Annotated in this window: 21 protein-coding genes and 1 pseudogene; 9 read left to right on the top strand and 13 right to left on the bottom strand. The window is 72.7% G+C overall.

Translation table 11 applies throughout. The annotated features are described in order from the left end of the window. Positions 1-35: 35 nt before the first annotated feature. On the bottom strand, positions 36-1,013 hold the full coding sequence (locus AB0K51_RS10575; RefSeq protein ID WP_363452764.1) for a DUF4349 domain-containing protein: 978 nt from the start codon (positions 1,011-1,013) through the stop codon (positions 36-38). Positions 1,014-1,218: 205 nt separating this feature from the next. On the opposite strand from AB0K51_RS10575, the gene hemG reads away from it, so the two are divergent. Both hemG and hemQ read left to right on the top strand, forming a co-directional pair. Continuing rightward, positions 1,219-2,637, top strand: coding sequence for a protoporphyrinogen oxidase (gene hemG, locus AB0K51_RS10570; RefSeq protein WP_363452762.1), 1,419 nt, complete (start codon positions 1,219-1,221; stop codon positions 2,635-2,637). After that, positions 2,634-3,344, top strand: a complete 711-nt coding sequence (gene hemQ / locus AB0K51_RS10565) for a hydrogen peroxide-dependent heme synthase (RefSeq protein WP_363452760.1) — start codon at positions 2,634-2,636, stop codon at positions 3,342-3,344. The genes hemG and hemQ overlap by 4 nt, the downstream gene beginning before the upstream one ends. A gap of 170 nt (positions 3,345-3,514) precedes the next feature. Here the strand turns inward: hemQ and AB0K51_RS10560 are convergent, their stop codons facing one another. The 3 genes and pseudogenes from AB0K51_RS10560 to AB0K51_RS10550 all read right to left on the bottom strand — a co-directional run bounded on the left by AB0K51_RS10560 (position 3,515) and on the right by AB0K51_RS10550 (position 6,761). Then, on the bottom strand, positions 3,515-4,276 hold the full coding sequence (locus tag AB0K51_RS10560) for a TIGR04222 domain-containing membrane protein (protein ID WP_363452758.1): 762 nt from the start codon (positions 4,274-4,276) through the stop codon (positions 3,515-3,517). An 80-nt stretch (positions 4,277-4,356) separates the two neighbouring features. Beyond that, positions 4,357-5,412: a TIGR04222 domain-containing membrane protein gene (locus AB0K51_RS10555; RefSeq protein ID WP_363452756.1), complete on the bottom strand. Its 1,056-nt coding sequence runs from the start codon at positions 5,410-5,412 to the stop codon at positions 4,357-4,359. A 55-nt stretch (positions 5,413-5,467) separates the two neighbouring features. After that, positions 5,468-6,761, bottom strand: a pseudogene (locus AB0K51_RS10550) (DUF692 domain-containing protein). A 200-nt stretch (positions 6,762-6,961) separates the two neighbouring features. Here AB0K51_RS10550 and AB0K51_RS10545 point away from each other — a divergent pair. Continuing rightward, positions 6,962-7,873 carry a GNAT family N-acetyltransferase gene (locus AB0K51_RS10545; protein WP_363452754.1) on the top strand — a complete coding sequence of 304 codons (912 nt, stop codon included), beginning with the start codon at positions 6,962-6,964 and terminating at the stop codon, positions 7,871-7,873. A 40-nt stretch (positions 7,874-7,913) separates the two neighbouring features. Here the strand turns inward: AB0K51_RS10545 and AB0K51_RS10540 are convergent, their stop codons facing one another. Next, on the bottom strand, positions 7,914-8,498 hold the full coding sequence (locus tag AB0K51_RS10540) for a PadR family transcriptional regulator (RefSeq protein ID WP_363452752.1): 585 nt from the start codon (positions 8,496-8,498) through the stop codon (positions 7,914-7,916). A 74-nt stretch (positions 8,499-8,572) separates the two neighbouring features. Between AB0K51_RS10540 and AB0K51_RS10535 the strand changes: the two genes are divergently transcribed. After that, positions 8,573-9,760 (top strand): NAD(P)/FAD-dependent oxidoreductase, encoded by a 1,188-nt coding sequence (locus AB0K51_RS10535; protein WP_363452750.1) that lies wholly within the window; start codon positions 8,573-8,575, stop codon positions 9,758-9,760. Positions 9,761-9,792: 32 nt separating this feature from the next. On the opposite strand, the gene AB0K51_RS10530 is transcribed toward AB0K51_RS10535, so the two are convergent. The 6 genes from AB0K51_RS10530 to AB0K51_RS10505 form a co-directional block, all read right to left on the bottom strand. Continuing rightward, a complete protein-coding gene (locus AB0K51_RS10530) occupies positions 9,793-10,590 on the bottom strand; it encodes a methyltransferase domain-containing protein (protein WP_363452903.1) in 798 nt (265 codons plus the stop codon). A 55-nt stretch (positions 10,591-10,645) separates the two neighbouring features. Then, on the bottom strand, positions 10,646-12,727 hold the full coding sequence (locus tag AB0K51_RS10525) for a restriction endonuclease (RefSeq protein WP_363452748.1): 2,082 nt from the start codon (positions 12,725-12,727) through the stop codon (positions 10,646-10,648). 112 nt (positions 12,728-12,839) lie between these two features. After that, the gene (gene msrB / locus AB0K51_RS10520; RefSeq protein WP_363452746.1) at positions 12,840-13,244 is read right to left on the bottom strand and encodes a peptide-methionine (R)-S-oxide reductase MsrB; all 405 of its coding nucleotides are present in this window, start codon (positions 13,242-13,244) and stop codon (positions 12,840-12,842) included. A gap of 25 nt (positions 13,245-13,269) precedes the next feature. After that, positions 13,270-14,676: a UDP-N-acetylmuramate--L-alanine ligase gene (gene murC, locus AB0K51_RS10515; RefSeq protein ID WP_363452744.1), complete on the bottom strand. Its 1,407-nt coding sequence runs from the start codon at positions 14,674-14,676 to the stop codon at positions 13,270-13,272. Positions 14,677-14,785: 109 nt separating this feature from the next. Next, positions 14,786-15,250: an indole-3-glycerol phosphate synthase gene (locus AB0K51_RS10510; protein ID WP_363452742.1), complete on the bottom strand. Its 465-nt coding sequence runs from the start codon at positions 15,248-15,250 to the stop codon at positions 14,786-14,788. A 103-nt stretch (positions 15,251-15,353) separates the two neighbouring features. Then, entirely contained in the window at positions 15,354-16,130 is a 777-nt protein-coding gene (locus tag AB0K51_RS10505; RefSeq protein WP_363452740.1) for a pyrimidine reductase family protein, read from the bottom strand. Between the two features lie 102 nt (positions 16,131-16,232). On the opposite strand from AB0K51_RS10505, the gene zapE reads away from it, so the two are divergent. The 4 genes from zapE to AB0K51_RS10485 all read left to right on the top strand — a co-directional run bounded on the left by zapE (position 16,233) and on the right by AB0K51_RS10485 (position 21,397). Further along, entirely contained in the window at positions 16,233-17,282 is a 1,050-nt protein-coding gene (gene zapE, locus AB0K51_RS10500) for a cell division protein ZapE (RefSeq protein ID WP_363452738.1), read from the top strand. A gap of 57 nt (positions 17,283-17,339) precedes the next feature. Continuing rightward, entirely contained in the window at positions 17,340-19,430 is a 2,091-nt protein-coding gene (gene uvrB, locus AB0K51_RS10495) for an excinuclease ABC subunit UvrB (RefSeq protein ID WP_363452736.1), read from the top strand. A gap of 161 nt (positions 19,431-19,591) precedes the next feature. After that, positions 19,592-20,173, top strand: a complete 582-nt coding sequence (locus AB0K51_RS10490; protein WP_363452734.1) for a TerD family protein — start codon at positions 19,592-19,594, stop codon at positions 20,171-20,173. A gap of 243 nt (positions 20,174-20,416) precedes the next feature. Beyond that, a complete protein-coding gene (locus AB0K51_RS10485) occupies positions 20,417-21,397 on the top strand; it encodes a TerC family protein (RefSeq protein ID WP_363452732.1) in 981 nt (326 codons plus the stop codon). Between the two features lie 52 nt (positions 21,398-21,449). On the opposite strand, the gene AB0K51_RS10480 is transcribed toward AB0K51_RS10485, so the two are convergent. Next, a complete protein-coding gene (locus tag AB0K51_RS10480) occupies positions 21,450-22,103 on the bottom strand; it encodes an MBL fold metallo-hydrolase (RefSeq protein WP_363452730.1) in 654 nt (217 codons plus the stop codon). A 52-nt stretch (positions 22,104-22,155) separates the two neighbouring features. Beyond that, on the bottom strand, positions 22,156-22,908 hold the full coding sequence (locus tag AB0K51_RS10475; protein WP_363452728.1) for a maleylpyruvate isomerase family mycothiol-dependent enzyme: 753 nt from the start codon (positions 22,906-22,908) through the stop codon (positions 22,156-22,158). Between the two features lie 236 nt (positions 22,909-23,144). Here AB0K51_RS10475 and uvrA point away from each other — a divergent pair, with 236 nt between their 5' ends. Beyond that, entirely contained in the window at positions 23,145-26,021 is a 2,877-nt protein-coding gene (gene uvrA / locus AB0K51_RS10470; RefSeq protein ID WP_363452726.1) for an excinuclease ABC subunit UvrA, read from the top strand. Positions 26,022-26,054: the final 33 nt, after the last annotated feature.

Here is a 26,054-nt window from a genome sequence, read left to right as displayed (position 1 = left end):
GACGCGGGGCTGCGACGGCAGTGTGAAGACAGGCCCTAGTCCTGCCGCTGCTCCGCAGCCTCGTCGGTCTCCGTGGCGTCCTCGGCCTCCGCGGTCTCCCCGGTCCACTCGGCCGGGGTGGGCCGCGGGCGGCCGGTGGAGTTCCGGCGCAGGCGGCGCCACAGCACCCAGCCGAGCGGGACCAGCACCAGCAGGAACGGCAGCAGGGCCGCAACGGCCATCAGCAGGGCACGCACCACCGAGACCAGGGCGTGCCAGCCGCCGCCGAGCGCATGGCCGACCGATCCCCAGAAGCCGCGCTCGGGCGCGGACTGCGGCTCCGCGGGGTGGTACTCCGTCACCAGGGTGAGCGTGACGGTGGACATCGAGGTGCGGGCGGACAGCTCCTGCTGCTGCCTCAGCAGCGACTCCAGGTCCGCCTCGCGCCGGGTCAACTCGCCCTCCAGCGACACCACTTCGGCGAGCGACTTGGCGTCCGCCATCAGCGCCCGCACCCGGTCGACGCTGGCGCGCATCGACTTCACCCGGCTGTCCACGTCGGCGACCTGCTGGGTCAGGTCCTCCGCCTGGCTGTCCAGGTCCAGCTGCTTGCCCAGCCCGCCGAGCGCGTCCAGCGTCCGCTGGTACGCCTCCGACGGCACCTTCAGCGTCAGCGCCGCCTGCTGGGCGTCCCCGGAACCGCCGCGCAGGTTGTCCGCGGCGACGAAGCCGCCCGCCTGGGTGACCAGGTCGACCGCCTTCCGGCGGGCCGGGTCCACCGCGTCCACCCGCACCGTCAGCTGCGCCCGGTAGGCGATCTGACGGTTCGTCGGCGCCACCGCCCCGGGCGCCGCGGACGCCGCCGTCCCGCCGCCCGGGGTGGCCGCGGCGGCCGGCTTGGCCGCGTCCCCGGCCGCTGCCGGGCCCGCCAGCGAGCGCTTGTCCGACATCGCGGAGGAGCTGTCCGACGACGCGCTGCAGCCCCCCACCAGCAGGACCGCCGCCACCGCGGCCGCGGCAGCGGCTCTGTTCACCCGTACTCCCATGGTGTCCCTCCCCGTTCACCCGGAACGGGCTCCGTGCCCGTCCCCTACGGGAGTTGGACGTGCCGACCGGCGGACCGGACCCGCCCGCCCGGTCCCGGCTCGATCACGCCGAGGCAACACCTCGGTCTCGGGCCGCTACCGCCGGCAGGCGGGCGATGCCGGTCAGCGGGGTAAAGACTGCGAGACTGCAGGCATGGCGAAACCCGAGATCGTGGTGATCGGCGGCGGCGTCGCGGGCCTGGCCGCGGCCGCCTTCCTCAGTGCCGAACCGGTGCGGGTGACCGTGCTGGAGGCGTCCGAACGCTTCGGCGGCAAGCTCCGCGGCGGCGAGGTCGGCGGGGTCCGGGTCGACCTCGGCGCCGAGTCGATGCTGGCCCGCCGCCCCGAAGCGGTCGAGCTGGCCGAACTGGTCGGCCTCGGCGACCGGCTGGAGCCGCCCACCACCGCCAAGGCGGCGATCTGGACCCGCGAGGGCCTGCGTCCGCTGCCCGGCGGCCAGTTGATGGGCGTCCCCGGCGACCTCGACGCGCTGCGCGCCTCCGGCGTCCTCACCCCCGAGGGCCTGGACCGCGCCGAACACGAGCAGCCCGCGGAGATCGGCGAGGACGCCACGGTCGGCGCGTACGTCGCGGCCCGGCTCGGCCGCGAGGTCGTCGACCGGCTGGTCGAACCGCTGCTCGGCGGGGTGTACGCCGGCCACGCCGACGACATCTCGATCCGCGCCGCCGTCCCGCAACTGCTCCGACTCGCCCAGCAGGGCGGCTCGTTGACCGAGGCGATCGGCAAGCTCAGCGCGGGCTCCACCGCCACCGGCCCGGTCTTCCAGGGCCTGCGGGGCGGCCTCGGCACCCTCCCCGACGCGATCGCCGCCTACTGCCGCGACCACGGCGTCGACCTGCGCACCGACCACCCCGTCGAGGAACTGCGCCGCACCCCCGACGGCTGGCGGATCGCCGGCGCCGGCCGCGAACTGCACGCCGACGCCGTGGTCCTGGCCGTCCCCGCCCCGCACGCCGCCCGGCTGCTCGGCGCCGACGCCCCCGCCGCGGCGGCCGAGCTCCGGCAGATCGAGTACGCCTCGATGGCCCTGGTCACCCTCGCCTTCCGGCGCGCCGACCTCGCCGACAGCCCGCTCACCGGCAGCGGCTTCCTGGTCCCCCCGGTCGACCGCCGCGCCATCAAGGCCTCCACCTTCTCCACCAACAAGTGGGGCTGGCTGGAGCGTTCCGCCCCCGACACCTTCCTGCTGCGCACCTCGCTCGGCCGCCACCGCGAGGACGCCGCGCTGGGACTCCCCGACCGGGAACTCGTCGACCGCTCGCTCGCCGACCTGCACACCGCCGTCGGCCTGCGCGCCACCCCGTACGACCACACCGTCACCCGCTGGACCGACGGACTCCCGCAGTACCCCGTCGGCCACCTCGACCGGGTCGACCGGATCCGCCGCCACCTCGCGGACCTCGGCCCGATCGCCGTCTGCGGCGCCGCCTACGACGGCGTCGGCATCCCCGCGGTGATCGCCGGCGCCCGCCGCGCCGCCGCCGAGACCGGCAGGACCAGCAAGACCCCGAGCACCGACACCCCCCGTACCGAAGGGACAATGGGCACATGACTGAGACCACTGAGCAGCCCGTGAAGAAGAAGGCCCGCGACCTCAACCAGGTGATCCGCTACACCATGTGGTCGGTGTTCAAGCTCAAGGGCGGCCTCCCCGAGGACCGCACCGCGCTGGCCGCCGAGGTGGACGACCTCTTCGAGCAGCTCAACGCCAAGGACGTCACCATCCGCGGCACCTACGACGTCTCCGGCCTGCGCGCCGACGCCGACCTGATGATCTGGTGGCACGCCGAGAACTCGGACGACCTCCAGGAGGCCTACAACCGCTTCCGCCGCACCGCCCTCGGTCGCCAGCTGGAGCCGGTCTGGTCGAACATGGCGCTGCACCGCCCCGCCGAGTTCAACAAGTCCCACATCCCGGCCTTCCTCGCCGACGAGCACCCCCGCGAGTACGTCTGCGTCTACCCCTTCGTCCGCTCCTACGAGTGGTACCTGCTCCCCGACGAGGAGCGCCGGGCGATGCTCGCCGAGCACGGCATGATGGCCCGCGGCTACCCCGACGTGCGCGCCAACACCGTCGCCTCCTTCGCCCTCGGCGACTACGAGTGGCTGCTGGCCTTCGAGGCCGACGAACTGCACCGCATCGTCGACCTGATGCGAGACCTGCGCCCCTCCCGCGCCCGCCTCCACGTCCGCGAGGAGGTCCCGTTCTTCACGGGCCGCCGCAAGCCTGTCGGCGACCTGATCGCGGGCCTGTACTAGGCCCTTCGGGCCCCTTCAGGGGCCCGGGAACGGCGGGGGCGTGTGGCGGCGAGGGCTCCGGGGCGCTGCGAGGTCCGGGCGCATGGAGGTCTCCGAGACGCACAGCCGGACCGAGACCGCCAGCCACTCGCCTCGCAGTTCCCCGAGCCCCTGGATAGTGCAACCTTGCGTCAGTCGCCGAGCGCAGCCCTGAGTCGAGGGTCCGTCACCGCGTCCGGGCCGCTGATGGCCACGGCGGTGAGGAGGTCGTGCTCGGTGTCCTCGGTGGTGCAGGTGTGCGGGACGGTGCGGAGGACGGCCTGGCCGGTGGGGGTGGCCCAGGCGGTGTAGGCGTGGACGTCGACGCGGGCCATCAGGAGCGTGCCGCCGGTGAGCACCAGCGGCAGCGCGAACCAGGCGACCGCGGCGCGGGCGGTGCCACCGTCGGGGGCGCTGAGCAGGACCGAGAGGACCAGCAGCGCGGCGGTGCCGAGCAGCGCGTAACGGACGTGACGGATCGCCAGCAGCGCGCGGTCGCGGACGATCGCGGGCGTGGCCAGCCCGGCGAGGGCGAGCCGGTCGGCGATGTCGTGGACGGTGGGGTCGACGGCCAGCGCGGACTTGAGTGCGGCGGTGCGGCACTGGCCCTCGGGGCCGATCGCGCTGATCAGGGCGCGTTCCAGGCGGCTGCGGCCCTGCGGGTCGACCACGGTGGTCCAGCCGGTGTGCGCGAGGTGCAGCCGGCCCCGGCCGGCCATCCGGACCAGGGCCAGTTCGACCACCCGGCCGGGGCCGCCGGCCAGGTAGGCGGTCTCGAAGAGGCCGATCCCGGTGGGTTCGGCGGGGACGGGCAGGTGCCCGGTGAGCGAGTCCGCGATCGCGGCGACCCGTACCAGCCGCAGGCAGGTCAGCACGGCGGCGGCACAGGACGGGATCAGGAGCAGCACCCACATGGGTTTTGTTCTAGTCCCGCCCCGTGCCGCAAAGGAACGAATCCCCGGTTCGCGATACCGAACTGTGACTCAGGAACCGTTCAGGAACCGCCGCCGCAGCTCGATCCGCCGCAGCTCGAGGACCCGCACGAACTGGACGACGACCCGCACGAGGACGACGACCCGCAGGAGCTGGACGACGACCCGCAGGAGCTGGACGACGACCCGCAGGAGCTGGACGAGGAGCCGCAGGAGGTCGAGGACGAGCCGCAGGAGCTGCTCGTCCCGCACCAGCTGCCGGGCGAGGAGTCGATCACCCCGACCGTCGTGTAGCCCTCGGTGTCGATTCCGGAGGAGTTCATCGTCCCGCCGGTGAGCCGCCCGCCGAGGGCTTCGCGCAGTGGCCGGAGCTCCTCCGCGGCGAGGGTGAGCGCGCCGCCGAGGGCGACGCCGCCGAGCAGCGCGGCGACGGCCGGGTCGAGGTCGTGCGGCCGCCAGGGGCCGCCGTCCTGGAGGAGTTGGAGCTGGCGTTCGCCGGCCGGGGTGATCCGGCGCTTCGCGGGGCGGCCGACGACCAGGTAGATCACGGTGACCACCAGCAGGGCGCCGAAGGCGAAGAACGGCGGTGTGGTGGCGTCCCGTTCGGCCAGTGGCAGGTCCAGCCAGCCGACCGTGGCGGCGATGCCGAGGCCGAGGGTGGCGAGCAGGGCGAGCAGCACGAGGCGGCGGGCCCGCCAGGCGGCGCGCAGGGCGGCCGGGTTGCGGAGCAGTCCGCGGGCGGCCAGCCGGTCGCCGATCTGCTGGATCGCCGGGGCCTTGACGAGCGAGACCCGCAGGACGGCGAGGTTGCGGCCGGCGCGACCGCCGGCGGCGGTGATCAGCGCGGCCTCGACCTCGTCGCGCGGGGCCGGGTCGGTGACCGTGACGCGGTGGGCGCGGGAGATCACCGCGCGGCCCTCGCGTTCCATCCGGACCAGTGCGGTGTCGACGACCCGGAGTGGGCCGCCGGCCAGGAAGGCCGCGTCCAGCAGCGGGAGTCCGCGTCCGGGCAGGCCCTGGACGTCGGTGACCCGGCGGCTGCGGGCCGCGGCGACCGCGGCGATCGCCACGGCCGCCGTGGTGAGGAGCAGAGCGATGACGAACTGGTGGTGCCACATACCCCCGTTGTCCTTTCGTGTGGTCCCGCGGCCGGCCGGGGCCGGCGCGGGACGGCTAGCCGTGCGTCCTGGCGGTGCGGCGGGGCAGCAGGCGGCTCCACCGGCTGCCGGAGGGGTGGAGCAGGCGGCGCAGTTCGGTGCGCCAGGGGGCGGCCGGGGCGTGGTCGAGGGCCCAGGCGGCGAACTGCCGGGCGTCGGCGCGGTAGCCGCCGGTGAGCGGGTGGGCGTGGGCGTAGCGGCGGAACAGCGGTGCGAACTCGGTGCCGAGCAGCTCCGGGAGTTCCGGCATCAGGTGGCCGACGGTCTCCCGGCGCTTGGCCAGCAGGCCGTCGGCCTGGATCCGCAGCTGCTCCGGGCGGAAGCCGGTCGGGGCCGGTCCGCCGACCGTCAGGGCGGTCAGCAGCTCGCCCTGACGGAGCGCCAGGCGCCTGCGGGCGGCGGCGAGTTCGGTGAGGGCGCGTTCGGCCTCGGCGCGGTCGCGGATCAGGTACTCGTCGCGTTCAGACATGGGCGGGTGCCTCCTCGGGCTGCCGGGCGGCCTGGTGGACCCGGCGGATGGCGTCGAGTTCGCCCGCGAGTTCGGCGGGCGGCGGGAACCGGTCGTCGCGCTCCAGCAGCACCCCGGGCGGGTCGACCCGCGCGCAGAGGGCGGCCAGCACGTCGAGCACCGGCGCGGTGACCGGGTGGGCGTGGGTGTCGTGCCAGACGCCGTCGCGTTCGATCCCGCCGGCGACGTGCACGTAGGCGAGCGCCTCCAGCGGCAGCCGGTCGAGTTCGGCGGTCGCGGCGACGCCCAGGTTGACCTGGTTGGTGTGCAGGTTGGCCACGTCGACCAGCAGCCGGACGCCGGTCCGCTCGACCAGCTCGGCGAGGAACTGGGCCTCCGTCAACTCGTCCTCGGGCCAGGCGAGATGGGCGGCGATGTTCTCCAGCGCGAGCGGCACCGGCAGCTCCTGCTGGGCGATCCGCACATTGGCGGCGACCACGCGCAGCGCGTCCCGGGTACGCGGCACCGGCAGCAGGTGCCCGGCCTCCAGCCCGCCGGCCCGGACGAACGCCAGGTGCTCGCTGACCAGCGGCGCGCCGACCGCCGCGGCGACCTCCGCGAGCCGGGCCAGCCGGGCCGGGTCGGGTTCGTCGGCGCCGCCGAGGCCGAGCGAGACGCCGTGCGGGACGACCGTCACGCCGCGCTCCAGCAGCAGCCGCAGCGAGGGCGGCAGGTGGCCGGCGCAGACGTTCTCCGCCACCACCTCGACCCAGTCCAGGCCGGGCAGCCGCTCGACCGCGGTGTCGATTTCGGTGCGCCAGCCGACGCCCACCCCGAGCCGGGGAATTGTTCCGAGATCCATTTCCGTCCCCCTTTCCCACGGGCCGACCGAACCGCCCCGTTCCCCCGATGACGAGGGTGTGTCCGCGGAGGCCCGGTGCCAAGCGGCGCACGGCAATCTCAGAGCTGAACTTGAGCTTTCACCGGGACTGAACTCGCGCCGCGGCGGTGGGGGGAAATTCAGCGGCGATCCGGCGAACGGCTGACTAACGTGACATGCCTATGACTTCGCAGCCGTTCAGCATCCGCCCGTTCCGACCCTCCGACGCCGAAGGCGCCGCCGACGCCTACCGGGCCGGCCGCCCGCACCTGGTCACCACCCCCGGGACCACCGCCTGGCAGGCCGGACTGCCGCACTTCCACGTCCTGGTCGCCGAGGTCGACGGCCGGGTGGCGGGCACCGCCAGGTTCGGCCCGGTGATCGAGAGCACCACCCCGGGCCAGGCCTTCCTGAACGTCACCGTGCTCCCCGAGCTCCGCGGCGCCGGCCTCGGCACCGCCCTGCTCACCGCCGCCGAGCGCGAACTCGCCGCCCAGGGCTGCACCGACGCGCACGGCTGGGCCGACGGCACCCCCGAGGCGCTCGGCTTCGCCGCCGCCCGCGGCTACCGGCGCGGCCGCCGCGCCCAGTTCTCCGCGCTCGACCTGACCCTCCCGCTGCGCCCCGTCCCGCCGGTCCCACCGGGTGTCGAACTGCGCACCGCCGCGGACTACCTGGACGACCCGTACCCCGTCTACCTGGTCGACATCGACGGCACCCGCGCCGAACCCGGCGACCTCGACCTCGACGACCAGAGCTACGACAGTTGGCTCACCGAGATCTGGCAGCGCCCCGACCTCGACTACGCCCTGACCACCGTCGCCCTGGTGGACGGCGAACCGGCCGCGTTCTCCGCGGCCCAGACCGACGGCCGAGGCGCCTACTGGTCCTCGTTCACCGCCACCCGCTCCGCCCACCGCGGCCGCGGCCTGGCCAAGCTCGCCAAGACCGACTCACTGCACCGCGCCCGCGCCCGGGGCCTCACCGCCGCCTACACCCAGAACGACGGCACCAACGCCCCGATGCTCGCCATCAACGACTGGCTGGGCTACCGCCAATGCGCCGAGGAGTGGAAGCACACCCGGTCGCTCTGACGGCTGGTAAGGCCGCCCTCCGGCGGCGGCCGTCGCTCCGTCAGGAACTGGCCGCCGCGAGGGCGGCGAGGGTCTCGAAGTCCCAACTCAGCGCGCCCGAGCGCAGATCGGTGAGGACGCCGTCGAGCCAGCCGAGTTCCGCCGCGAGCATCGCCCGGCGGTACTCGTCCTCCAGCATGGTGACCCGCGGCAGGGGGTACTGCTCGCCGACGGCTTCGAGGCGGGCCAGCGCCTCGCGGACCGTCTCCGCCCGCCTGGCCAGCACCTGCTCCGCCTCCTGCGGCAGCAGCATCATCGTGAACGACAGCGCCGCCGGGAACTCCGGGTACTCCGCCCTGGGCGCGGCGAGCATCTCCTGCAGCCACTCCCGGGTGGCCGCCCGCCCGGCGTCCGTCAGCTCGTAGACCGTCCGCTCCGGGTACTGCTGGTCGCGGCCGGTCTCGCGGACCGCGATCAACCCCGCTTCGAGCAGCCGGTCGATCGTCCGGTACAGGCTCGCCCGCTGGCTGACGTTGACGACCTGGTCCTTCCCCCACTGCTTGATCAGCCGCTGGATCCCGTACGGGTGCAGCGGCTGCAGGTGCAGCAGCGACAGGACGGTGAGCGCAAGGGGGGAACTCCGCATGGCGTGAGTCTAGTGCGCGCCGATCACGACCGAACTAGTTGACCTGAGACTAGTTTCATTGCAACTATCTACTCATGACGACAACGACGGGGAAGACCCCCATCCGCACCGCGATCGTCGTGGGCGGCGGCATCGCCGGCCCGGTCGCAGCGCTCGCGCTGCGCCGGGCCGGGATCGAGGCCACCGTCTACGAGTCCCACCGCGACACCGCCGACGGCGTCGGCGGGGCGCTCAGCGTCGCTCCCAACGGGCGCGCCGCGCTGGGCCTGGTCGGCCTGGACCGGGTCGGCGAGGCGATGAACGCGATCGTGCTGCAGAACCACCGCGGCCGTACGGTCGCCGAGTTCCGCCAGCCCATGCAGTTCAGCTGGCGGGCCGACCTCTACCGGCGCCTCTACGACCTGACCGCCGGCGCGGGCATCCCGGTGCACCACGGGCGGCAGCTGGTCGACGTTCAGGAGAGCCCCACCGGCATCCGCGCCGTCTTCGCCGACGGCGGCGTCAGCGCGGAGGCCGACGTCCTGGTCGGGGCGGACGGCATCCGGTCCGCCGTGCGCCGGCTGATCGACCCGGCCGCGCCGCAGCCCCGCTACTCCGGGATGCTCGGCTTCGGCGCGCGGGTCGAGGGCGCGACGCTGCCGCCCACCGGGGACCGGATGTACATGGCCTTCGGCAGCCGCGCCTTCCTCGGCTGGCAGTCCTTCCCGGACGGCAGCGGCGTCTGGTTCGTCAACCTGCCCCACCCGTACGCGGACGGGGACGAGATCCGGCGGACCCCCGAGGAGGAGTGGCTGCGCCGGCTGGCCGCCGCCTTCGAGGGGGACGACCTGCCCGCACTCCGACTGCTGGGGCTCACCGAGCCCGGACAGCTGATCCTCGCCGGGCCGATGGAGGACCTGCCGCACGTGCCGCGGTGGCACCGCGGCCGGATGGTGCTGGTCGGCGACTCCGCGCACGCCACCTCGCCCAGCTCCGGCCAGGGCGCGTCACTGGCCGCGGAGAGCGCCGTCGAAATCGCCCGCGCCCTCAGGGACCTGCCGTACCCTCAGGCCTTCGCCGCCTACGAGCGCGTCCGCCGCGCCCGCGTGGAGAAGGTCATCGCGGAGGGGCACCGCACCAACAGCGGCAAAGCCGCGGGTCCGGTCGGCCGGGTGGTCCGCGACGCGCTGCTCCCGCTCTTCGCCCGCCTGGAGACCCCGGCGCGCACCGCCTGGAAGTTCGACCACCGCATCGACTGGGACGCCCCGGTCCCGGCGCCGTAGCGGCGGGCGGGACGGACCCCGGCGCCCTGGACTCAGGCCCGGCCGGACGCCAGCACCGCCAGGGCGGGCAGACCGAGCAGGCCGTCCTCCGCGGCCCGGTCGGCCGCCAGCCGGTCGTAGGCGGACTTGATCCGGACGTACGTCTCGGGCGGCTGCCCGGTCACCACCAGGCCGATGTTGGCCACCCCGCCGGCCGGACCGGACCACCAGACCTCCGGATCGGTCCGATGCGTCCAGGCCACCTCGCCGCTGGCCACCCCGGCCCACCCCGTCTGCTCCAGCAGCCCGCGAAGGCCGTCGGCGGTCCGGGCGAAGGCCAACGGGGCGGGGTAGACCGGGCGTTGCACCCCGACCTCGTCCAGTGCCCGGTTGAACAGCGCCATCGCCTCGTTGCCGGTGTCGTGCCAGACCGTCACCGCGAGCCGGCCGCCCGGCCGGACCACCCGGCGCAGTTCGGTCAGCGCCGCCCACGGGTCCTCCACGTGGTTGACCACGAAGTTGGCCACCGCGGCGTCGAACGCGCCGTCCGCGAACGGGAAGTCCGGAAGCACCGCGTGCCGGACCTCCGCCCCCGGGGCGTTCGCGGCCGCCAGCGCCACCATGCTCGGCTCGGCGTCCACCGCGACCACCTCGGCGCCGCGGCGCAGCGCCGCCGCCGCGACGGTCCCCGGTCCGGTGCCGGCGTCCAGCACCCGCGTCCCGGCGCCCACCTCCGCCGCGTCCAGCAGCGCCTCGGCGGTCGCCCCGCACAGGGCCGCGAAGCTCCCCGCGTAGGCCTGCGCCGCACCCGCCCACATCCGCCGCTCGTGCGTGTCGAACTCCCCGGCCATGGTCCGCCCCTCCCCGTCGTCCAGCCCTTCGGTCGCCACCCTACGACCCGGTCGCCTACTCCACCTCGACCCCGTGCGCGCGGGCCAGCCCCGCCAGCCCGTCCGCGTAGCCCTGGCCGAGGGCGCGGAGCTTCCAGCCGTCGGCGGGGTGGCGGTACAGCTCGGCGATCAGCATGGCGGAGATCGCGGGGTCGGCGGGCGGGTGGAAGACCCAGCGGGTGGGGCCGGAGGAGAGGTGGACGGCGGGGTCGGTGAGGTCGGCGCAGGTGGCGGTGGTGTCGGCGTCCAGGTTGACCGCGAGGGCGATCCGGTGGACGGCGGCGGGGAGCCGGGCGGTGCGGACGGTCGCGGTGCGCTGCTCGGGGTCGAGGGTGACTGCGCCGCGCTCGGCGGTCGGCTGGTGGTAGAAGACGAAGTCGTCGTCGCCGCGGACCCGGCCGTCCGCGCCGAGCAGCAGCAGCGTGAGGTCGGCGTCGGCCCCGCCGGCCCGGAACTCCACCTGCAGGTCGGCGGCGGGCAGCGGCGCGTTCTGACCTGGCGTCAACTCGCGGGCGTCCAAAGCCCCGCGGTCGCGCGCCGGGCCGGACGGGGGCGCGGGCCGCTGAGCCGGAACCGCCGGACCCAGCCGCCCCGGCAGGCCGTGTTCGCGGAGCAGCGTGAGCAGCGTCGGCCCGTCCACCAGGGTGAGCGGGCGTCCCTCGGCGAACCTGCGGGAGCCCGGCCCGAAGCCGGAAGTGGTGACCAGGATGCCGCGGTTGGCGCCGTGGCTGCGCATGGTGGCGTCCAGGTCGCGGACGGCGGTGGGGGAGACGGTGTGCCGGTAGCGCTTGGCCTGGATGACGATCTTCCCGCCGGTGATCGGGTCCGGGTCCTCGGCGAGCACGTCCACGCCCTCGTCACCGCTGCGCGCGGTGGTACTGGTGCGGAAGCCGCGGCGGCGGAACAGCTCGGCGAGCAGTTCCTCGAACGCGATCGGGTCCATGGTGAACAGGTCCGGCCCGTCCTCGTCGACCGCGACCGGCGCCGGAGCGGCGACGGGCGCCACCGCCTCGGCCTTCTCCGGCCGCGCCGACAGCCGTCCGCCCAGGGCGTCGACCAGGCAGTCCACGGCCGCGACCCGGTCTAGCGCGACCCGGTCGAACGCGGCCCGCCCGGCCTCCACTGCCAGCAGGCAGCGCCGCACCTCCAGCCCGGTGGCCGGATCGACCGCGGTCACGGTGCCGTTGAGCGCGATCGACGCCACCAGCCCGCTCTCGTCGGCCCGGAAGAGTTCCGCCAGCACGCGCAGTGCGCACTGGGCCAGCACCTCCCGGTACAGCGACTTGCGTTCGGCGGCGGACCGGGCCACCTCCTGCTCGCGGTCGTCGGTCCGGACGTACCGGTAGCGGCCGACCGCCGGCACCGTCTCGTACGGCGGCAGCTCCCAGCCGACGGTCAGCCGGCGGGCGGCTCCGTCCCAGGAGACCTCGCCTTCGGTGGGGAAGCCGTCCGGCCAGTCCTCCCGCCAGTCCAGCACCGTCTCGAAGAGTTCGGTGACCGCGGCGGCCTCGCCGGACCCGACCCGCGCGGCGAGTTGCGCCGCCTGCGCGGACTGCCCGGCGACCAGCCGTCGGCGCTCGGCCGCCCAGGCGTCGAACTGGACGCGGTAGTCGGCGAGTTGACGTTGCCGCTGCTGCTCGGCGGCCCACGCGGCCTGCCAGTCGTGCTCGAACCGGGCCCGGGCCTGCGCCGCCTGCTCGTCCCAGTGCCGGCGGGCAGCCGGCTGGTAGGCCTGCGGGCCGGTCAACGGCGGCACCAGGTACCAGTTCTGATCGGGCATCGGCACCGGGGTACCCAGCGGGCCCGGGTCGAACGGCGGGATCGCGGCCGCGACGCCGCCCGCCAGGCCGCTCAGCGAGAACCCGGGCCCGGCCAGGCCGGTGGCCAGGACGCCGCGCAACTCGGTGACGCGCTGGTCGAGTTCGGCCGTGCGGCGGGCGGCGTCGGCGTCCCGCTGCTGCTGGTAGGCCTTCAGCGCCTCGCGCTCACCGCGGGCGGCGGCCCGCTGCGCCTCCCGCTGGGCCCGTTCGTACTCGCGCTGGCGCGCCGCCGCCTCCCGCCGCTGCGCCTCCGCGCGTTGGTGCTGCTCGTGCTGCACCTCCGCCAGTACCGACCACACCCCGGATGACCGCCGCCGCGCCACGCCCGCCCCACACCGTCCGACCGATCGAAAGATCATCAGTCTTTCACGGGGCGGGCGTCCGCGCGGTCTACTCGGCGGGCTTCAGCTTCAGCGAGATCGAGTTGATGCAGTACCTCTGGTCGGTGGGCGTGTCGTAGCCCTCGCCCTCGAAGACGTGCCCCAGGTGGCTGCCGCACTTCTTGCAGCGCACCTCGACCCGGCGCATGCCCAGGCTGGTGTCCTCCAGGTACTCCACCGAGTCACCGGCCAGCGGCGCGAAGTAGCTCGGCCACCCGCAGTGCGAGTCGAACTTGGTCTCGCTGCTGAACAGCTCCGCGCCGCACGCCCGGCAGCTGTACACCCCGACCGTCTTGGTGTCGGTGTACTCGCCGACGAACGGCCGCTCGGTGCCCGCCTCCCGGAGGACGTGGTACTCCTCGGGCGACAGCTCGGCGCGCCACTCGGCGTCGGACTTCTGGATCTCGTAGCTCACGGCACTCTCCCCGTGCAGGCGGGTTTCAGACAGCAGGTGCAACGTCGGCGAGCGCGGCCAGAATTTCCGGGCCCAGGTTGGTCACGTCGCCCGCGCCCATGGTCAGCACCAGGTCGCCGGGGCGGGCCAGCGAGGCCAGCACGGCCGGGGCGGCGGCGAAGTCGTGCTCGGCCCGCACCTCGGCGCCCGCGCGGCCGGCCGCGTCGATGATCAGCTCGCTGGTGACGCCGGGGATCGGGTCCTCGCGGGCCGGGTAGATGTCCAGCACCACGGAGGAGTCGGCCAGCGCCAGCGCCGCGCCCATCTCCTCGGCGAGCTGCTGGGTCCGGCTGAACAGGTGCGGCTGGAAGACCACCAGCACCCGGCCGGGGCCGGCCGCCTCGCGGATCGCCTCCAGGTCGGCGGCCATCTCGGTCGGGTGGTGCGCGTAGGAGTCGATCACCTGCACGCCCTGCGCCTCGCCCTTCAGCTGCAGCCGCCGCCGCACCCCGGTGTACGCGCCCAGCGCCTTGGCCAGACCGTCGGCCGGGACGCCCAGCGCGACGCCGGCGGCCAGCGCGGCCACCGCGTTGTGCGCGTAGTGCCGGCCGGGCACCGAGACGGTGAAGGTCAGCCGCTCGCCGCCGAGCTCGACGGTGACCTCGCTGGTCATCCCGCGCGGCGCGACCTCCAGCACCCGCACGTCGGCGTCCTCGGCGGCGCCGACCGTCACCACGTTCAGGCCCGCGCGCCCGGCCACCCGGCGGGTCAGCTCGCGGGCGCCCTCGTGGTCGGCGGAGACCACCAGCGTGCCGCCGGGGGTGATCCGGTGCACGAAGGTCTCGAAGGACTCGTAGATCTCGTCCATCGACGCGTAGTTGGCGTGGTGGTCGAGCTCCACGTTCAGCACGATCGCCACCTCGGGCGCGTACTTGTGGAAGCTGCGGTCGCTCTCGTCGGCCTCCGCGACGAAGATCTCGCCCGCCCCGTGGTGCGCGTTGGAGCCCGGCGCGTCCAGGTCGCCGCCGATCGCGTAGGAGGGCTCCAGGCCCAGCTCGCCCAGGCTGACCGCCAGCATCGAGGTGGTGGTGGTCTTGCCGTGGGTGCCCGCCACCGCCAGCGCCCGGCGGCCGCCCATCAGCGCGGCCAGCGCGTCCGAGCGGTGCACCACCGGGATGCCGCGCTCATGGGCCGCCACCAGCTCCGGGTTGTCCGCGCGGATCGCGCTGGAGACCACCACGCTGCTGGTGCCGGCCGGCAGGTGCTCGGCCGCGTGCCCGACGAACACCGTGGCGCCCAGCTCGCGCAGCGCCCGGACGGTCTCCGACTCCTTGGCGTCGCTGCCCGAGACGGTGGCGCCGCGCACCGCGAGGATCTTCGCCAGTCCGGACATGCCGGCGCCGCCGATGCCGATGAAGTGCGGGGCGTGCAGGTCGTGGGCGGCGTCGTTCAAGGCGTGCTCCGTACTGGCGGTGGGAGGCGGGTGGGGAGGGGGTCGTCCCGCCGTCCGGTGTGCGCGCACACCGAACGACGGGACGATTCTGCCCTAAAGGCGGGCGGGGTCAGGAGTCGCTGGCGAACAGCTTCAGCACCGGGACGCCGACCTCGTGCCGGGCCCGGGAGGCCCAGTCGCGGTGGAAGAACTCCTCCACGAAGTGCGGGGAGGTCAGCACCAGCACCTCGTCGGCCTTGTTCTCCTCGACCACCTCGCGCAGCCGGACCAGCGGGTGCTCCTCGACCACCTCGCCGACCGCCTCCGCGCCGGCCCGGTGCAGGTGCCGCAGGCTGTGCTCGAGCGATTCCCCCGCAAGAGTGGGGCCGTTGCCCACCTCGTCGTCGTGCTCGTGCACCGCCTTGTCCAGATGGCCGAGGGCCACGTCGTCCAGGGCGCGCAGCAACTCGTCCTGCTTGCCGCGCGGTTGCATCAGGACGACGAAGGAGACCTTCTCCTCGCCGTGCAGCGTGGTGACCAGCTCCACGTCGGCGTCGGAGAGCGCCTTTTCGATCATCAGTACGGTCTTGAACACGTGAGTCCCTTCGCTGGTGCGGGCCCCCGGGTCCGGTGTCCCTCATCCTTCCTTCATAGTGCCCGGAGGAAGGATTCCTCACGCTGCACACGCGCCACTTGGATCACGTGCGAGCCTGGTCGCGCGGGGACGGGTCCGGATCGGTCGGGCGCAGATAGCGGGTAAAGAGGAAACCTTTCTCCTCGATCAATGAGACCAGCCGCATCCGCTGCGCGTCGGGAATTTGCGGACCGTTCACAATCCTCGGTGAATCACCCGCGGTCACCAACGGCGCCACCGAGAGGCACAGTTCGTCCAGCAGCCCGGCCGCCGCGAGCTGGCCCAGCAGGTGCGGACCGCCCTCGGTGAGCTGCCGCCGCCAGCCACGCTCGGTGAGCGCCGCCACCGCCAGCGCGAGGTCCACCGAGCCGGTTCCCGCGGTGATCACCTCGGCGCGCCGGGCGGCCTGCGCGAGCCGGCCGGCGGGGGCGTCCTCGACGGTGACGACCACGGTGGGCACCAGCGGCTCGGTGAACAACGGCGCGTCCAGGTCGAGCCGCAGGCTGCGGGTGACCACCGCGATCACCGGGGCCGGCGCCTGCCCGGCCGCGGCCCGCCGCTCGGCGAAGTCCTTGCGGGCCCGCCCCGGCCGGTACCCCTCCGCGCGCACCGTCTCCGCGCCCACCAGCACCACGTCGCACAGCGCCCGCAGCACGCCGAAGATCCGCTTGTCGGCCTCGCTGGAGAGCCCCTCTGACAGTCCGTCAAGCCGCGCCGCCCCGTCCAGCGAGGTCACCATGTTGGCCCGCAGCCACGACCCCTGCTCCGGGTACGCGTACGCCTGGGCCAGCCACTCCAGCGAACCGGGGGTGCCGGGGGTCCGGCCGATCAGTTGCTCCATGGTTCGAGTCTGGCAGGAACCCGCCGTCCGGTCGGCCCCGGCGTGTGTCCTTGGACACCCGCCAGTCCCGGGCGTGTCCGGCCCGGCGTACCCTGTTGTCTCGTGTCTGCAGCTACTTCGGAATCCGACGTCCACACCGCGATAGCCCTGACCGAGCGGCGTCCGGTGGTACCGGCCGAGCGGCTGGTGGCCGAGATGGTGCCGCCGCCGCGGTTCGCGGACGTCAGCTTCGGGAGCTACCTGCCGGACCCGACGCAGCCCAGCCAGTACGAGGCCGTCCAGGTCCTGGAGTCCTTCGCCGCCGGGCTCAACCACGCCTCCGAGCCGCCCCGGCGCGGCTGGTTCCGCCGCTCCGCACCGGCGCCGAGCGGCCCCGCCGGGATCTACCTGGACGGCGGCTACGGCGTCGGCAAGACCCACCTGCTCGCCTCGCTCTGGCACGCCGTCCCCGGCCCGAAGGCCTTCGGCACCTTCGTCGAACTGACCAACCTGGTCGGCGCGCTCACCTTCCAGGGCGCGGTGCGCACCCTCAGCTCGCACCGCCTGCTCTGCATCGACGAGTTCGAGCTGGACGACCCGGGCGACACCGTGCTGGTCTCCACCCTGCTCGGCAAGCTGGTGGAGAACGGCGTCAAGCTCTGCGCCACCTCCAACACGCTGCCGGAGAAGCTCGGCGAGGGCCGGTTCGCCGCCGCCGACTTCATGCGCGAGATCCAGGGCCTGTCCGCGCACTTCCGCCCGGTCCGGATCGACGGCCAGGACTACCGCCACCGCGGCCTGCCCGACGCCCCGCCGCCGTACACCGACGCCGAGGTGACCGCCCGCGCCGCGGCCGCGCCGGGCGCCGCGCTGGCCGACTTCGACGCCCTGCTGGAGCACCTGAAGGAGGTCCACCCCAGCCGCTACGGCGCGCTGCTGGACGACGTCCAGGCGGTCTTCCTGCGCGGCGTGCACCAGGTCGACGACCAGTCCACCGCCCTGCGCCTGGTGGTGCTGGCCGACCGGATGTACGACCGCGAACTGCCGATCACCGCCTCCGGCGTCCCGTTCGACCGCGTCTTCACCGAGGAGATGCTCCGCGGCGGCTACCGCAAGAAGTACCTCCGCGCGGTCTCCCGCCTGGTCGCCCTGGCCCGCGACTCCGCGAACTAGCGGACGGAATCACGCCGGGCGCCGCCGAGTGTCGGTGGGCGGTCGTACCGTGGACTCGTGCGTCCCATCACGAGTATCGAGCGGTCCGTGGCGCCCTTCGAGGTCGTCAGTCCCTTCCAGCCCAATGGTGACCAGCCGGCGGCCATCGCCGAGCTGGAGCGCCGGATCCGCGCGGGGGAGAAGGACGTCGTCCTGCTCGGCGCGACCGGCACCGGCAAGTCGGCCACCACGGCGTGGATGATCGAGAAGCTGCAGCGGCCCACCCTGGTGATGGCCCCGAACAAGACGCTGGCCGCCCAGCTGGCCAACGAGTTCCGCGAGCTGCTGCCCAACAACGCGGTCGAGTACTTCGTCTCGTACTACGACTACTACCAGCCCGAGGCGTACGTCCCGCAGACCGACACCTACATCGAGAAGGACTCCTCGATCAACGAGGAGGTCGAGCGGCTGCGCCACTCCGCCACCAACAGCCTGCTGACCCGGCGCGACGTGATCGTGGTCGCCTCGGTCTCCTGCATCTACGGCCTCGGCACCCCGCAGGAGTACGTGGACCGGATGGTGCAGCTCAAGGTCGGCGAGGAGGTCGACCGGGACGCGCTGCTCCGCCGCTTCGTCGACATCCAGTACACCCGCAACGACCTGGCCTTCACCCGCGGCACCTTCCGGGTCCGCGGCGACACCATCGAGATCTTCCCGGTCTACGAGGAACTCGCCGTCCGGATCGAGATGTTCGGCGACGAGATCGAGGCGCTCTACACGCTGCACCCGCTGACCGGCGAGGTGATCAGCGAGGACGAGTCGATCTACGTCTTCCCCGCCTCGCACTACGTGGCCGGCCCGGAGCGGATGGAGCGCGCGGTGCGCGACATCGAGGCCGAGCTGGAGCAGACCCTGGCCCGGATGGAGAAGCAGGGCAAGCTACTGGAGGCCCAGCGGCTGCGCATGCGCACCACCTACGACATCGAGATGCTCCGCCAGATCGGCACCTGCTCCGGCGTGGAGAACTACTCGATGCACTTCGACGGCCGCTCGCCCGGCTCCCCGCCGAACACCCTGCTCGACTACTTCCCCGAGGACTTCCTGCTGGTCATCGACGAGTCGCACGTGACGGTCCCGCAGATCGGCGCGATGTACGAGGGCGACGCCTCGCGCAAGCGCACCCTGGTCGAGCACGGGTTCCGGCTGCCCTCGGCGATGGACAACCGCCCGCTGAAGTGGGAGGAGTTCCAGGAGCGGATCGGCCAGACCGTCTACCTCTCCGCCACCCCCGGCAAGTACGAACTCGCCCGCGGCGACGGCCAGGTGGAGCAGATCATCCGCCCCACCGGCCTGATCGACCCCGAGGTGGTCGTCAAGCCCACCGAGGGCCAGATCGACGACCTGGTGCACGAGATCCGGCAGCGGGTGGAGAAGGACGAGCGGGTCCTGGTCACCACGCTCACCAAGAAGATGGCCGAGGACCTCACCGACTACTTCCTCGGCCTCGACATCCGGGTCCGCTACCTGCACAGCGACGTCGACACGCTGCGCCGGATCGAGCTGCTGCGCGAACTGCGGGCCGGCGAGTACGACGTGCTGGTCGGCATCAACCTGCTCCGCGAGGGCCTCGACCTGCCCGAGGTCTCGCTGGTGGCGATCCTGGACGCCGACAAGGAGGGCTTCCTGCGCTCCGGCACCTCGCTGATCCAGACCATCGGCCGCGCCGCCCGTAACGTCTCCGGCCAGGTGCACATGTACGCCGACAAGATCACCCCGGCGATGGAGCTCGCGATCGACGAGACCAACCGCCGCCGGGCCGTCCAGCAGGCGTACAACGAGAAGCACGGCATCGACCCGCAGCCGCTGCGCAAGAAGATCGGCGACCTGCTCTCCACCATGTCCTCCGAGGACGTGGACACCCAGGAGCTGCTCGCCACCGGTTACCGCGCCCAGGGCAAGGGCAAGGCGCCGGTCCCCGCGCTGGGCATCGACCGCAAGCCCGCCAAGAGCCTGCCCGCGGCCGAACTCGCCTCGCTGATCCAGGACATGACGGACCGGATGCACTCCGCCGCGGCCGAGCTGCAGTTCGAGGTGGCGGCCCGGCTGCGCGACGAGGTCAAGGAGCTCAAGCGCGAGCTGCGCCAGATGCGGGAAGCCGGGATGGCCTGATCCGCCCGTCCGACTGTCGTGGTTCTGCCACAGACTCGCCGCCCCGCCCCCGGGGCGGCGGGCCCGGGGCGTAGGGTGTTCGCGGTCGGCGTCGGGGCAGACGCTTCGGGGGCGACCGTTCGGGGAGACACCGGGGGGACCCGGAGGAAGAGGTCGGAAGCGTGTCCGTGAATCTGGCCAAGGGTCAGAGCGTCAGCCTGATGAAGTCCACCGGCGAGACGCTGACGGTGGTCCGGATGGGCCTCGGATGGAAGTCCGCACCGGGCAAGCGCGGCCTGTTCAGCCGCCGCCCGAAGGAGATCGACCTGGACGCCTCCGCCCTGCTGTACGACGGCAAGGTGATGAGCGACGTGGTCTTCTTCTCGCACCTGCTCAGCAACGACGGTTCGGTCCGCCACACCGGCGACAACCTGGTCGGCGGGGCCGGCGCGGGCGGGGACGACGAGTCGATCATGGTCGACCTGTCGAAGGTGCCCGCCCGGGTCACCCAGATCGTCTTCACCGTCAGCTCGTACAGCGGCCAGAACTTCCTGGAGGTGCAGAACGCGCACTGCCGGCTGGTCGACGAGACCACCGGCCGGGAGCTGGCCCGCTACGAGCTCACCGGCGGCGGACCGCACACCGGCCAGATCATGGCCAAGGTGGTCCGGGACGGCGCGGGCTGGCAGATGACCGCGATCGGCGCCCCCGCCAGCGGCCGGACCTTCCGGGACATGCTGCCCTTCGTGGAGCCGTTCCTGTAGGCGACCCCTCCGGCCCTGGGCCCCGGGTAAAGGGCCGCCCTTTACCTTCTTTACCTTCCCTTGGTTCTTCTGTTAACCTCGACAGGAGCGGAGGGGAGTATTCCCCGTACAGCGACCCCGTCATCACGGGCGCCCATCGTGGCGTCCCGGGGCGCTGGCCGTACGGGCACTTTCGCGTGCCGTGCGGCGGAAGAGACCTCCGGCAGTGACGATGTTGTTCGCCTACCTGCCGGAGGAGCAGTAGTGGACGTTTCCGTGGGCCTTTGGACCGGCACCATCGCGGTGCTGGTCGCGTTGATCGCGGCCGATTTCTTCATCGGCGGCCGCAAGCCGCACGAGGTCTCCGTCAAGGAGGCCGGGATCTGGACCGCGGTCTGGATCGCGCTGGCCGGACTGTTCGGTGGATTCCTCTGGTGGTACGGCGGCGGGAAGCCGGCCGGCGAGTTCTTCGCCGGCTACGTCACCGAGAAGTCGCTCAGCGTCGACAACCTGTTCGTGTTCATCCTGATCATGGGCAAGTTCGCGGTGCCGAGGATCTACCAGCAGCGGGTGCTGATGTTCGGCGTGATCATCGCCCTGGTGCTGCGGGCGGTCTTCATCGCGGGCGGCGCGGCGCTGGTCGCCAGCTTCTCCTGGGTGTTTTACCTCTTCGGCGCGTTCCTGGTCTGGACGGCCTGGAAGCTGATCAAGGAGGCGCGGGCCGAGGAGGAGGACGAGGAGTTCGAGGAGAACCGCCTGCTCAAGGCGATCCAGCAGCGCGTCCCCTCCACCGACCGGTACCACGGCACCAAGCTCTTCATCCGGGAGAACGGCCGCCGGCTGGTCACCCCGATGCTGATCGTGATGCTGGCGATCGGCACCACCGACGTGCTGTTCGCGCTGGACTCGATCCCGGCCATCTTCGGTCTCACCCAGGACCCGTACATCGTCTTCACCGCCAACGCCTTCGCGCTGATGGGCCTGCGGCAGCTGTACTTCCTGATCGGCGGACTGCTGAAGAAGCTGGTCCACCTCTCGTACGGCCTGTCGGTGATCCTGGGCTTCATCGGGCTGAAGCTGATCCTGCACGCGCTGCACGAGAGCGGCGTGCACGTCCCCGAGATCAGCATCGCCTTCTCGCTGGCCTTCATCGGGCTGACCCTGGCGGTCACCACCGTCACCAGCCTGGTCGCCGCCCGCAAGCAGCGGGAGCAGGCCGAGGAGCCGGCGAGGATCGACGCCTGACGCACCGTGAGGGCCCCCGCCGGGTACGCCGCGGCGGGGGCCTCACGCGTCCTCACCAGCCGCGCTCGCGCCACTCCGGCAGGTGCGGGCGCTCGGCGCCCAGGGTGGTGTCGTTGCCGTGGCCGGGGTAGACCCAGGTCTCGTCCGGGAGGACGTCGAAGACCTTTTCGTTGACGTCCCGGAACAGCGAGTCGAAGGCGGCCGGGTCGCCCCAGGTGTTGCCCACCCCGCCGGGGAAGAGGCAGTCGCCGGTGAACAGGTGCGGGTGGCCCTGCGGGTCGTCGTAGACCAGCACGATCGCGCCCGGGGTGTGGCCCACCAGGTGGCGCACCGTCAGCTCGACGTGGCCGACCCGGAGCACCGAGCCGTCCTCCAGCGGGACGTCGGTCGGCACCTCGATGCCCTCGGCGTCGATCCGCCCGGCCGCGGTGCGCGCCCCGGTCGCGGCGACCACCTCGGCGAGCGCGCCCCAGTGGTCGTGGTGCCGGTGGGTGGTGACCACCACGGCCAGCCGCGGGCCGACCGTCTCCAGCAGCACCGGGGCGTCCGCCGCCGCGTCGATCAGCAGCTGCTCGTCGGTGGCCCGGCAGCGCAGCAGGTAGGCGTTGTTGTCGTACGGGCCGACCGCCACCTTGGTGATGATCAGGTGCGCCAGCTCGCGGACGTCCGGTGCCCCGCCGACCTTGACCGCTCCGTGGTACGTCATCGCGCCGCTCCTCGCTGCCGCTGGGCCAGGTGTGCAACTGCTGCCGTGGTCATCATCCCATCGGGGGGAGCTTCGGCAGCGCGCTGCGCGGGTCGACCAGGCCCTCGTCGCCGCGGTGCACCTGCAGACCGTCGCCGTTCGAACGGCCGGACAGCCAGCCGGTCAGCGCCCGAACCGGGCCCTCCACGGTGAGCTGCACGGCCTGCTCGCCGCCGAGCCGGCCCTCCAGCCCGGCGTCCTCGGCGACCAGCACGGTGCCCGGCAGTCCGTCGAGCGCGGCGAACCGGTCGGCCAGCCGCCGGAACTCGGCGGTGGCGAAGGACTCCGGCCAGTGCGCCGGGGTGTAGCCCGCGTTCAGGTCGACGTGGTGGTACTCAAGCTCCATCAGCCGCTTGTAGGGGATCTCCCAGGCGGGGAAGACGTAGCCGGTGCGGTGGGTGATCCGGGCCTGCCAGTGCTCGGGGGCGAGCAGCGCGCCGGCGTCCAGGAAGCGGCGCTGGCTCTCCTTGAGGTCGGCCAGCTGTTCCTCCAGCGGGCGGCCGGCGCCCGCCTCGATGTCGGCGTCCCGGGACTCCGGCGGGTCGTACTGCGGGATGTCCCGGCCGGTGCGGGCGCCGGTCAGCAGGTTGACCAGCGAGTCGGCGTTGCGGGCGAGGTGGGTGAGCACGTGGCCGCGGGTCCAGCCGGGCAGCGCGGACGGTTCGAACAGCGCCTCCGGCTTCAGCTCGGCGACGGTGTGCAGCAGCAGGTCGGTGCTCTCGACGGTGGCCCGCAGCCCCTCGGCGGCGGTCGTGGCGTCGGTCATCGGCGGTGCCTTTCGACGAGCGGTGGACCGGTTCCGGGCGGTTCCCGGTGGGGTGGGCCGTTGCCCGGGCCGGTTGTCAGTCGTTGACGCTACCGTCGAGTGCGGGTGCCGTTCACTCGTCCGGGTGGACCCGGCTGGACGAGCTCGATATTCGAACGAATGAGCTAGTAGGCTGGCTGCCGCATCCTGGAAGAAGCACACCTCTCATCTCGACCCGGAGAAAGGCGCCAGAAGCAGTGGCAGACCGCCTCGTCGTCCGTGGTGCACGCGAGCACAACCTCAAGAACGTCTCGCTCGACCTGCCCCGGGATTCCCTCATCGTCTTCACGGGCCTCTCCGGGTCCGGCAAGTCCTCGCTGGCCTTCGACACGATCTTCGCCGAGGGGCAGCGCCGGTACGTCGAGTCGCTCTCCTCGTACGCCCGCCAGTTCCTCGGGCAGATGGACAAGCCCGACGTGGACTTCATCGAGGGCCTCTCCCCGGCCGTCTCGATCGACCAGAAGTCCACCAACCGCAACCCGCGCTCCACCGTCGGCACCATCACCGAGGTGTACGACTACCTGCGCCTGCTGTTCTCCCGGATCGGCAAGCCGCACTGCCCGCACTGCGGGCGCCCGATCGCCCGGCAGTCGCCGCAGGCCATCGTGGACCGGGTGCTGGAGCTCGCCGAGGGCACCCGGTTCCAGGTGCTCAGCCCGGTGGTCCGCGAGCGCAAGGGCGAGTTCGTCGACCTCTTCGCCGACCTGCAGTCCAAGGGGTACGCGCGCGCCCGGGTGGACGGCCAGACCGTCCAGCTCACCGAGCCGCCCACGCTCAAGAAGCAGGAGAAGCACACCATCGAGGTGGTCATCGACCGCCTCACCGTGAAGGCGAGCGCCAAGCGCAGGCTCACCGACTCGGTGGAGACCGCGCTCAAGCTGGGCGGCGGCATGGTGGTGCTCGACTTCGTCGACCTCGCGGAGGACGACCCCGAGCGCGAGCGGATGTTCTCCGAGCACCTCTACTGCCCGTACGACGACGTCTCCTTCGAGGAGTTGGAGCCGCGCTCGTTCTCCTTCAACTCGCCGTTCGGCGCCTGTCCGGACTGCTCGGGCCTGGGCAACCGGATGGAGGTCGACCCGGAGCTGGTCGTCCCCGACGATCAGAAGTCGCTCGACGAGGGCGCCATCCACCCGTGGTCGCAGGGCGCCACCAAGGAGTACTTCCAGCGCCTGATCGACGCGCTGGCCGGCGAGCTCGGCTTCCGCACCGACATCGCCTGGGCCGGGCTGCCCGCGCGCGCCCGGAAGGCGCTGCTGTACGGCCACAAGACCCAGGTCGAGGTCCGCTACCGCAACCGCTACGGCCGCGAGCGCTCGTACACCACCGCCTTCGAGGGCGCCGTCCCGTTCGTGACGCGCCGTCACTCGGAGTCGGAGAGCGACTCCAGCCGCGAGCGCTTCGAGGGGTACATGCGGGAGGTGCCCTGCCCGACCTGCCACGGCACCCGGCTGAAGCCCGTCGTCCTCGCGGTCACCGTGATGGACAAGTCGATCGCCGACGTCTCCGCGATGTCGATCAGCGACTGCGCGGACTTCCTGGGCGCCCTGCGGCTCGACGCGCGGGACAAGCAGATCGCCGAGCGGGTCCTCAAGGAGGTCCTGGAGCGGCTGCGCTTCCTGGTCGACGTCGGCCTCGACTACCTGTCGCTGAACCGCGCCGCCGGCACGCTCTCCGGCGGCGAGGCCCAGCGCATCCGGCTCGCCACCCAGATCGGCTCCGGCCTGGTCGGCGTGCTCTACGTGCTGGACGAGCCCTCCATCGGCCTGCACCAGCGCGACAACCATCGCCTGATCGAGACCCTGGTCCGGCTGCGGGACATCGGCAACACCCTGATCGTGGTCGAGCACGACGAGGACACCATCAAGACCGCCGACTGGGTGGTCGACATCGGCCCCGGTGCCGGCGAGCACGGCGGCAAGGTGGTGCACTCCGGCTCGCTCAAGGAGCTGCTGAAGAACGAGGAGTCGCTCACCGGCCAGTACCTGTCCGGCAAGCGCGCCATCCCGATCCCCGCCGCGCGCCGCCCGCGCGACAAGAAACGGCAGATCGTGGTGCACGGGGCGCGGGAGCACAACCTCAAGGACGTCACGGTCGCCTTCCCGCTCGGCACCTTCACGGCCATCACGGGCGTCTCCGGTTCGGGCAAGTCGACGCTGGTCAACGACATCCTCTACACCCACCTCGCCCGCGAGCTGAACGGCGCTCGCAGCGTCCCCGGCCGGCACACCCGGATCACCGGCACCGACCTGGTCGACAAGGTGGTGCACGTCGACCAGTCGCCGATCGGCCGCACCCCGCGCTCCAACCCGGCCACCTACACCGGCGTCTTCGACCACGTGCGCAAGCTCTTCGCGGAGACCCAGGAGGCCAAGGTCCGCGGCTACCTGCCGGGCCGGTTCTCGTTCAACGTCAAGGGCGGCCGCTGCGAGAACTGCTCCGGCGACGGCACCATCAAGATCGAGATGAACTTCCTGCCGGACGTCTACGTCCCCTGCGAGGTCTGCCACGGCGCCCGCTACAACCGGGAGACGCTGGAGGTCCACTACAAGGGCAAGTCCATCGCCGAGGTGCTCGACATGCCGATCGAGGAGGGCCTCGACTTCTTCGAGGCCGTCCCGGCGATCGCCCGCCACCTGAGGACGCTCAAGGAGGTCGGCCTCGGCTACGTCCGGCTCGGCCAGCCCGCCACCACCCTCTCCGGCGGCGAGGCCCAGCGCGTCAAGCTCTCCTCCGAGCTGCAGAAGCGCTCCACCGGCCGCACGGTCTACGTCCTCGACGAGCCCACCACCGGCCTGCACTTCGAGGACATCAGCAAGCTGATCAAGGTCCTGGAGGGCCTGGTCGACAAGGGCAACACCGTCATCGTCATCGAGCACAACCTCGACGTCATCAAGACCGCCGACTGGCTGGTCGACATGGGCCCCGAGGGCGGTTCCGGCGGCGGCACGGTGGTCATCGAGGGCACGCCCGAGGAGGTCGCGGCCTCCACGGTCAGCCACACCGGCAAGTTCCTCCGGGACATCCTGAAGGACGTGTCGGACGCGACGCCGGTGAAGCGGAAGAAGCGGTAGGACCGAAGCCCCGGGGCGTGGGGGCGGTGCGTG

This window comes from Kitasatospora sp. NPDC049285 (genome assembly GCF_040678815.1).
Classification (GTDB): Bacteria; Actinomycetota; Actinomycetes; order Streptomycetales; family Streptomycetaceae; genus Kitasatospora.
This window is presented reverse-complemented; position numbering and strand designations above follow the sequence as displayed.

Bases quoted from the DNA above. Each gene is read 5' to 3' on its own strand.
- hemG (WP_363452762.1), top strand. From the start codon at position 1,219: ATGGCGAAACCCGAGATCGTGGTGATCGGCGGCGGCGTCGCGGGCCTG.
- hemQ (WP_363452760.1), top strand. From the start codon at position 2,634: ATGACTGAGACCACTGAGCAGCCCGTGAAGAAGAAGGCCCGCGACCTC.
- AB0K51_RS10560 (WP_363452758.1), bottom strand. From the start codon at position 4,276: ATGTGGGTGCTGCTCCTGATCCCGTCCTGTGCCGCCGCCGTGCTGACC.
- AB0K51_RS10555 (WP_363452756.1), bottom strand. From the start codon at position 5,412: ATGTGGCACCACCAGTTCGTCATCGCTCTGCTCCTCACCACGGCGGCC.
- AB0K51_RS10545 (WP_363452754.1), top strand. From the start codon at position 6,962: ATGACTTCGCAGCCGTTCAGCATCCGCCCGTTCCGACCCTCCGACGCC.
- AB0K51_RS10540 (WP_363452752.1), bottom strand. From the start codon at position 8,498: ATGCGGAGTTCCCCCCTTGCGCTCACCGTCCTGTCGCTGCTGCACCTG.
- AB0K51_RS10535 (WP_363452750.1), top strand. From the start codon at position 8,573: ATGACGACAACGACGGGGAAGACCCCCATCCGCACCGCGATCGTCGTG.
- AB0K51_RS10530 (WP_363452903.1), bottom strand. From the start codon at position 10,590: ATGGCCGGGGAGTTCGACACGCACGAGCGGCGGATGTGGGCGGGTGCG.
- AB0K51_RS10505 (WP_363452740.1), bottom strand. From the start codon at position 16,130: ATGGAGCAACTGATCGGCCGGACCCCCGGCACCCCCGGTTCGCTGGAG.
- AB0K51_RS10480 (WP_363452730.1), bottom strand. From the start codon at position 22,103: ATGACGTACCACGGAGCGGTCAAGGTCGGCGGGGCACCGGACGTCCGC.
- AB0K51_RS10475 (WP_363452728.1), bottom strand. From the start codon at position 22,908: ATGACCGACGCCACGACCGCCGCCGAGGGGCTGCGGGCCACCGTCGAG.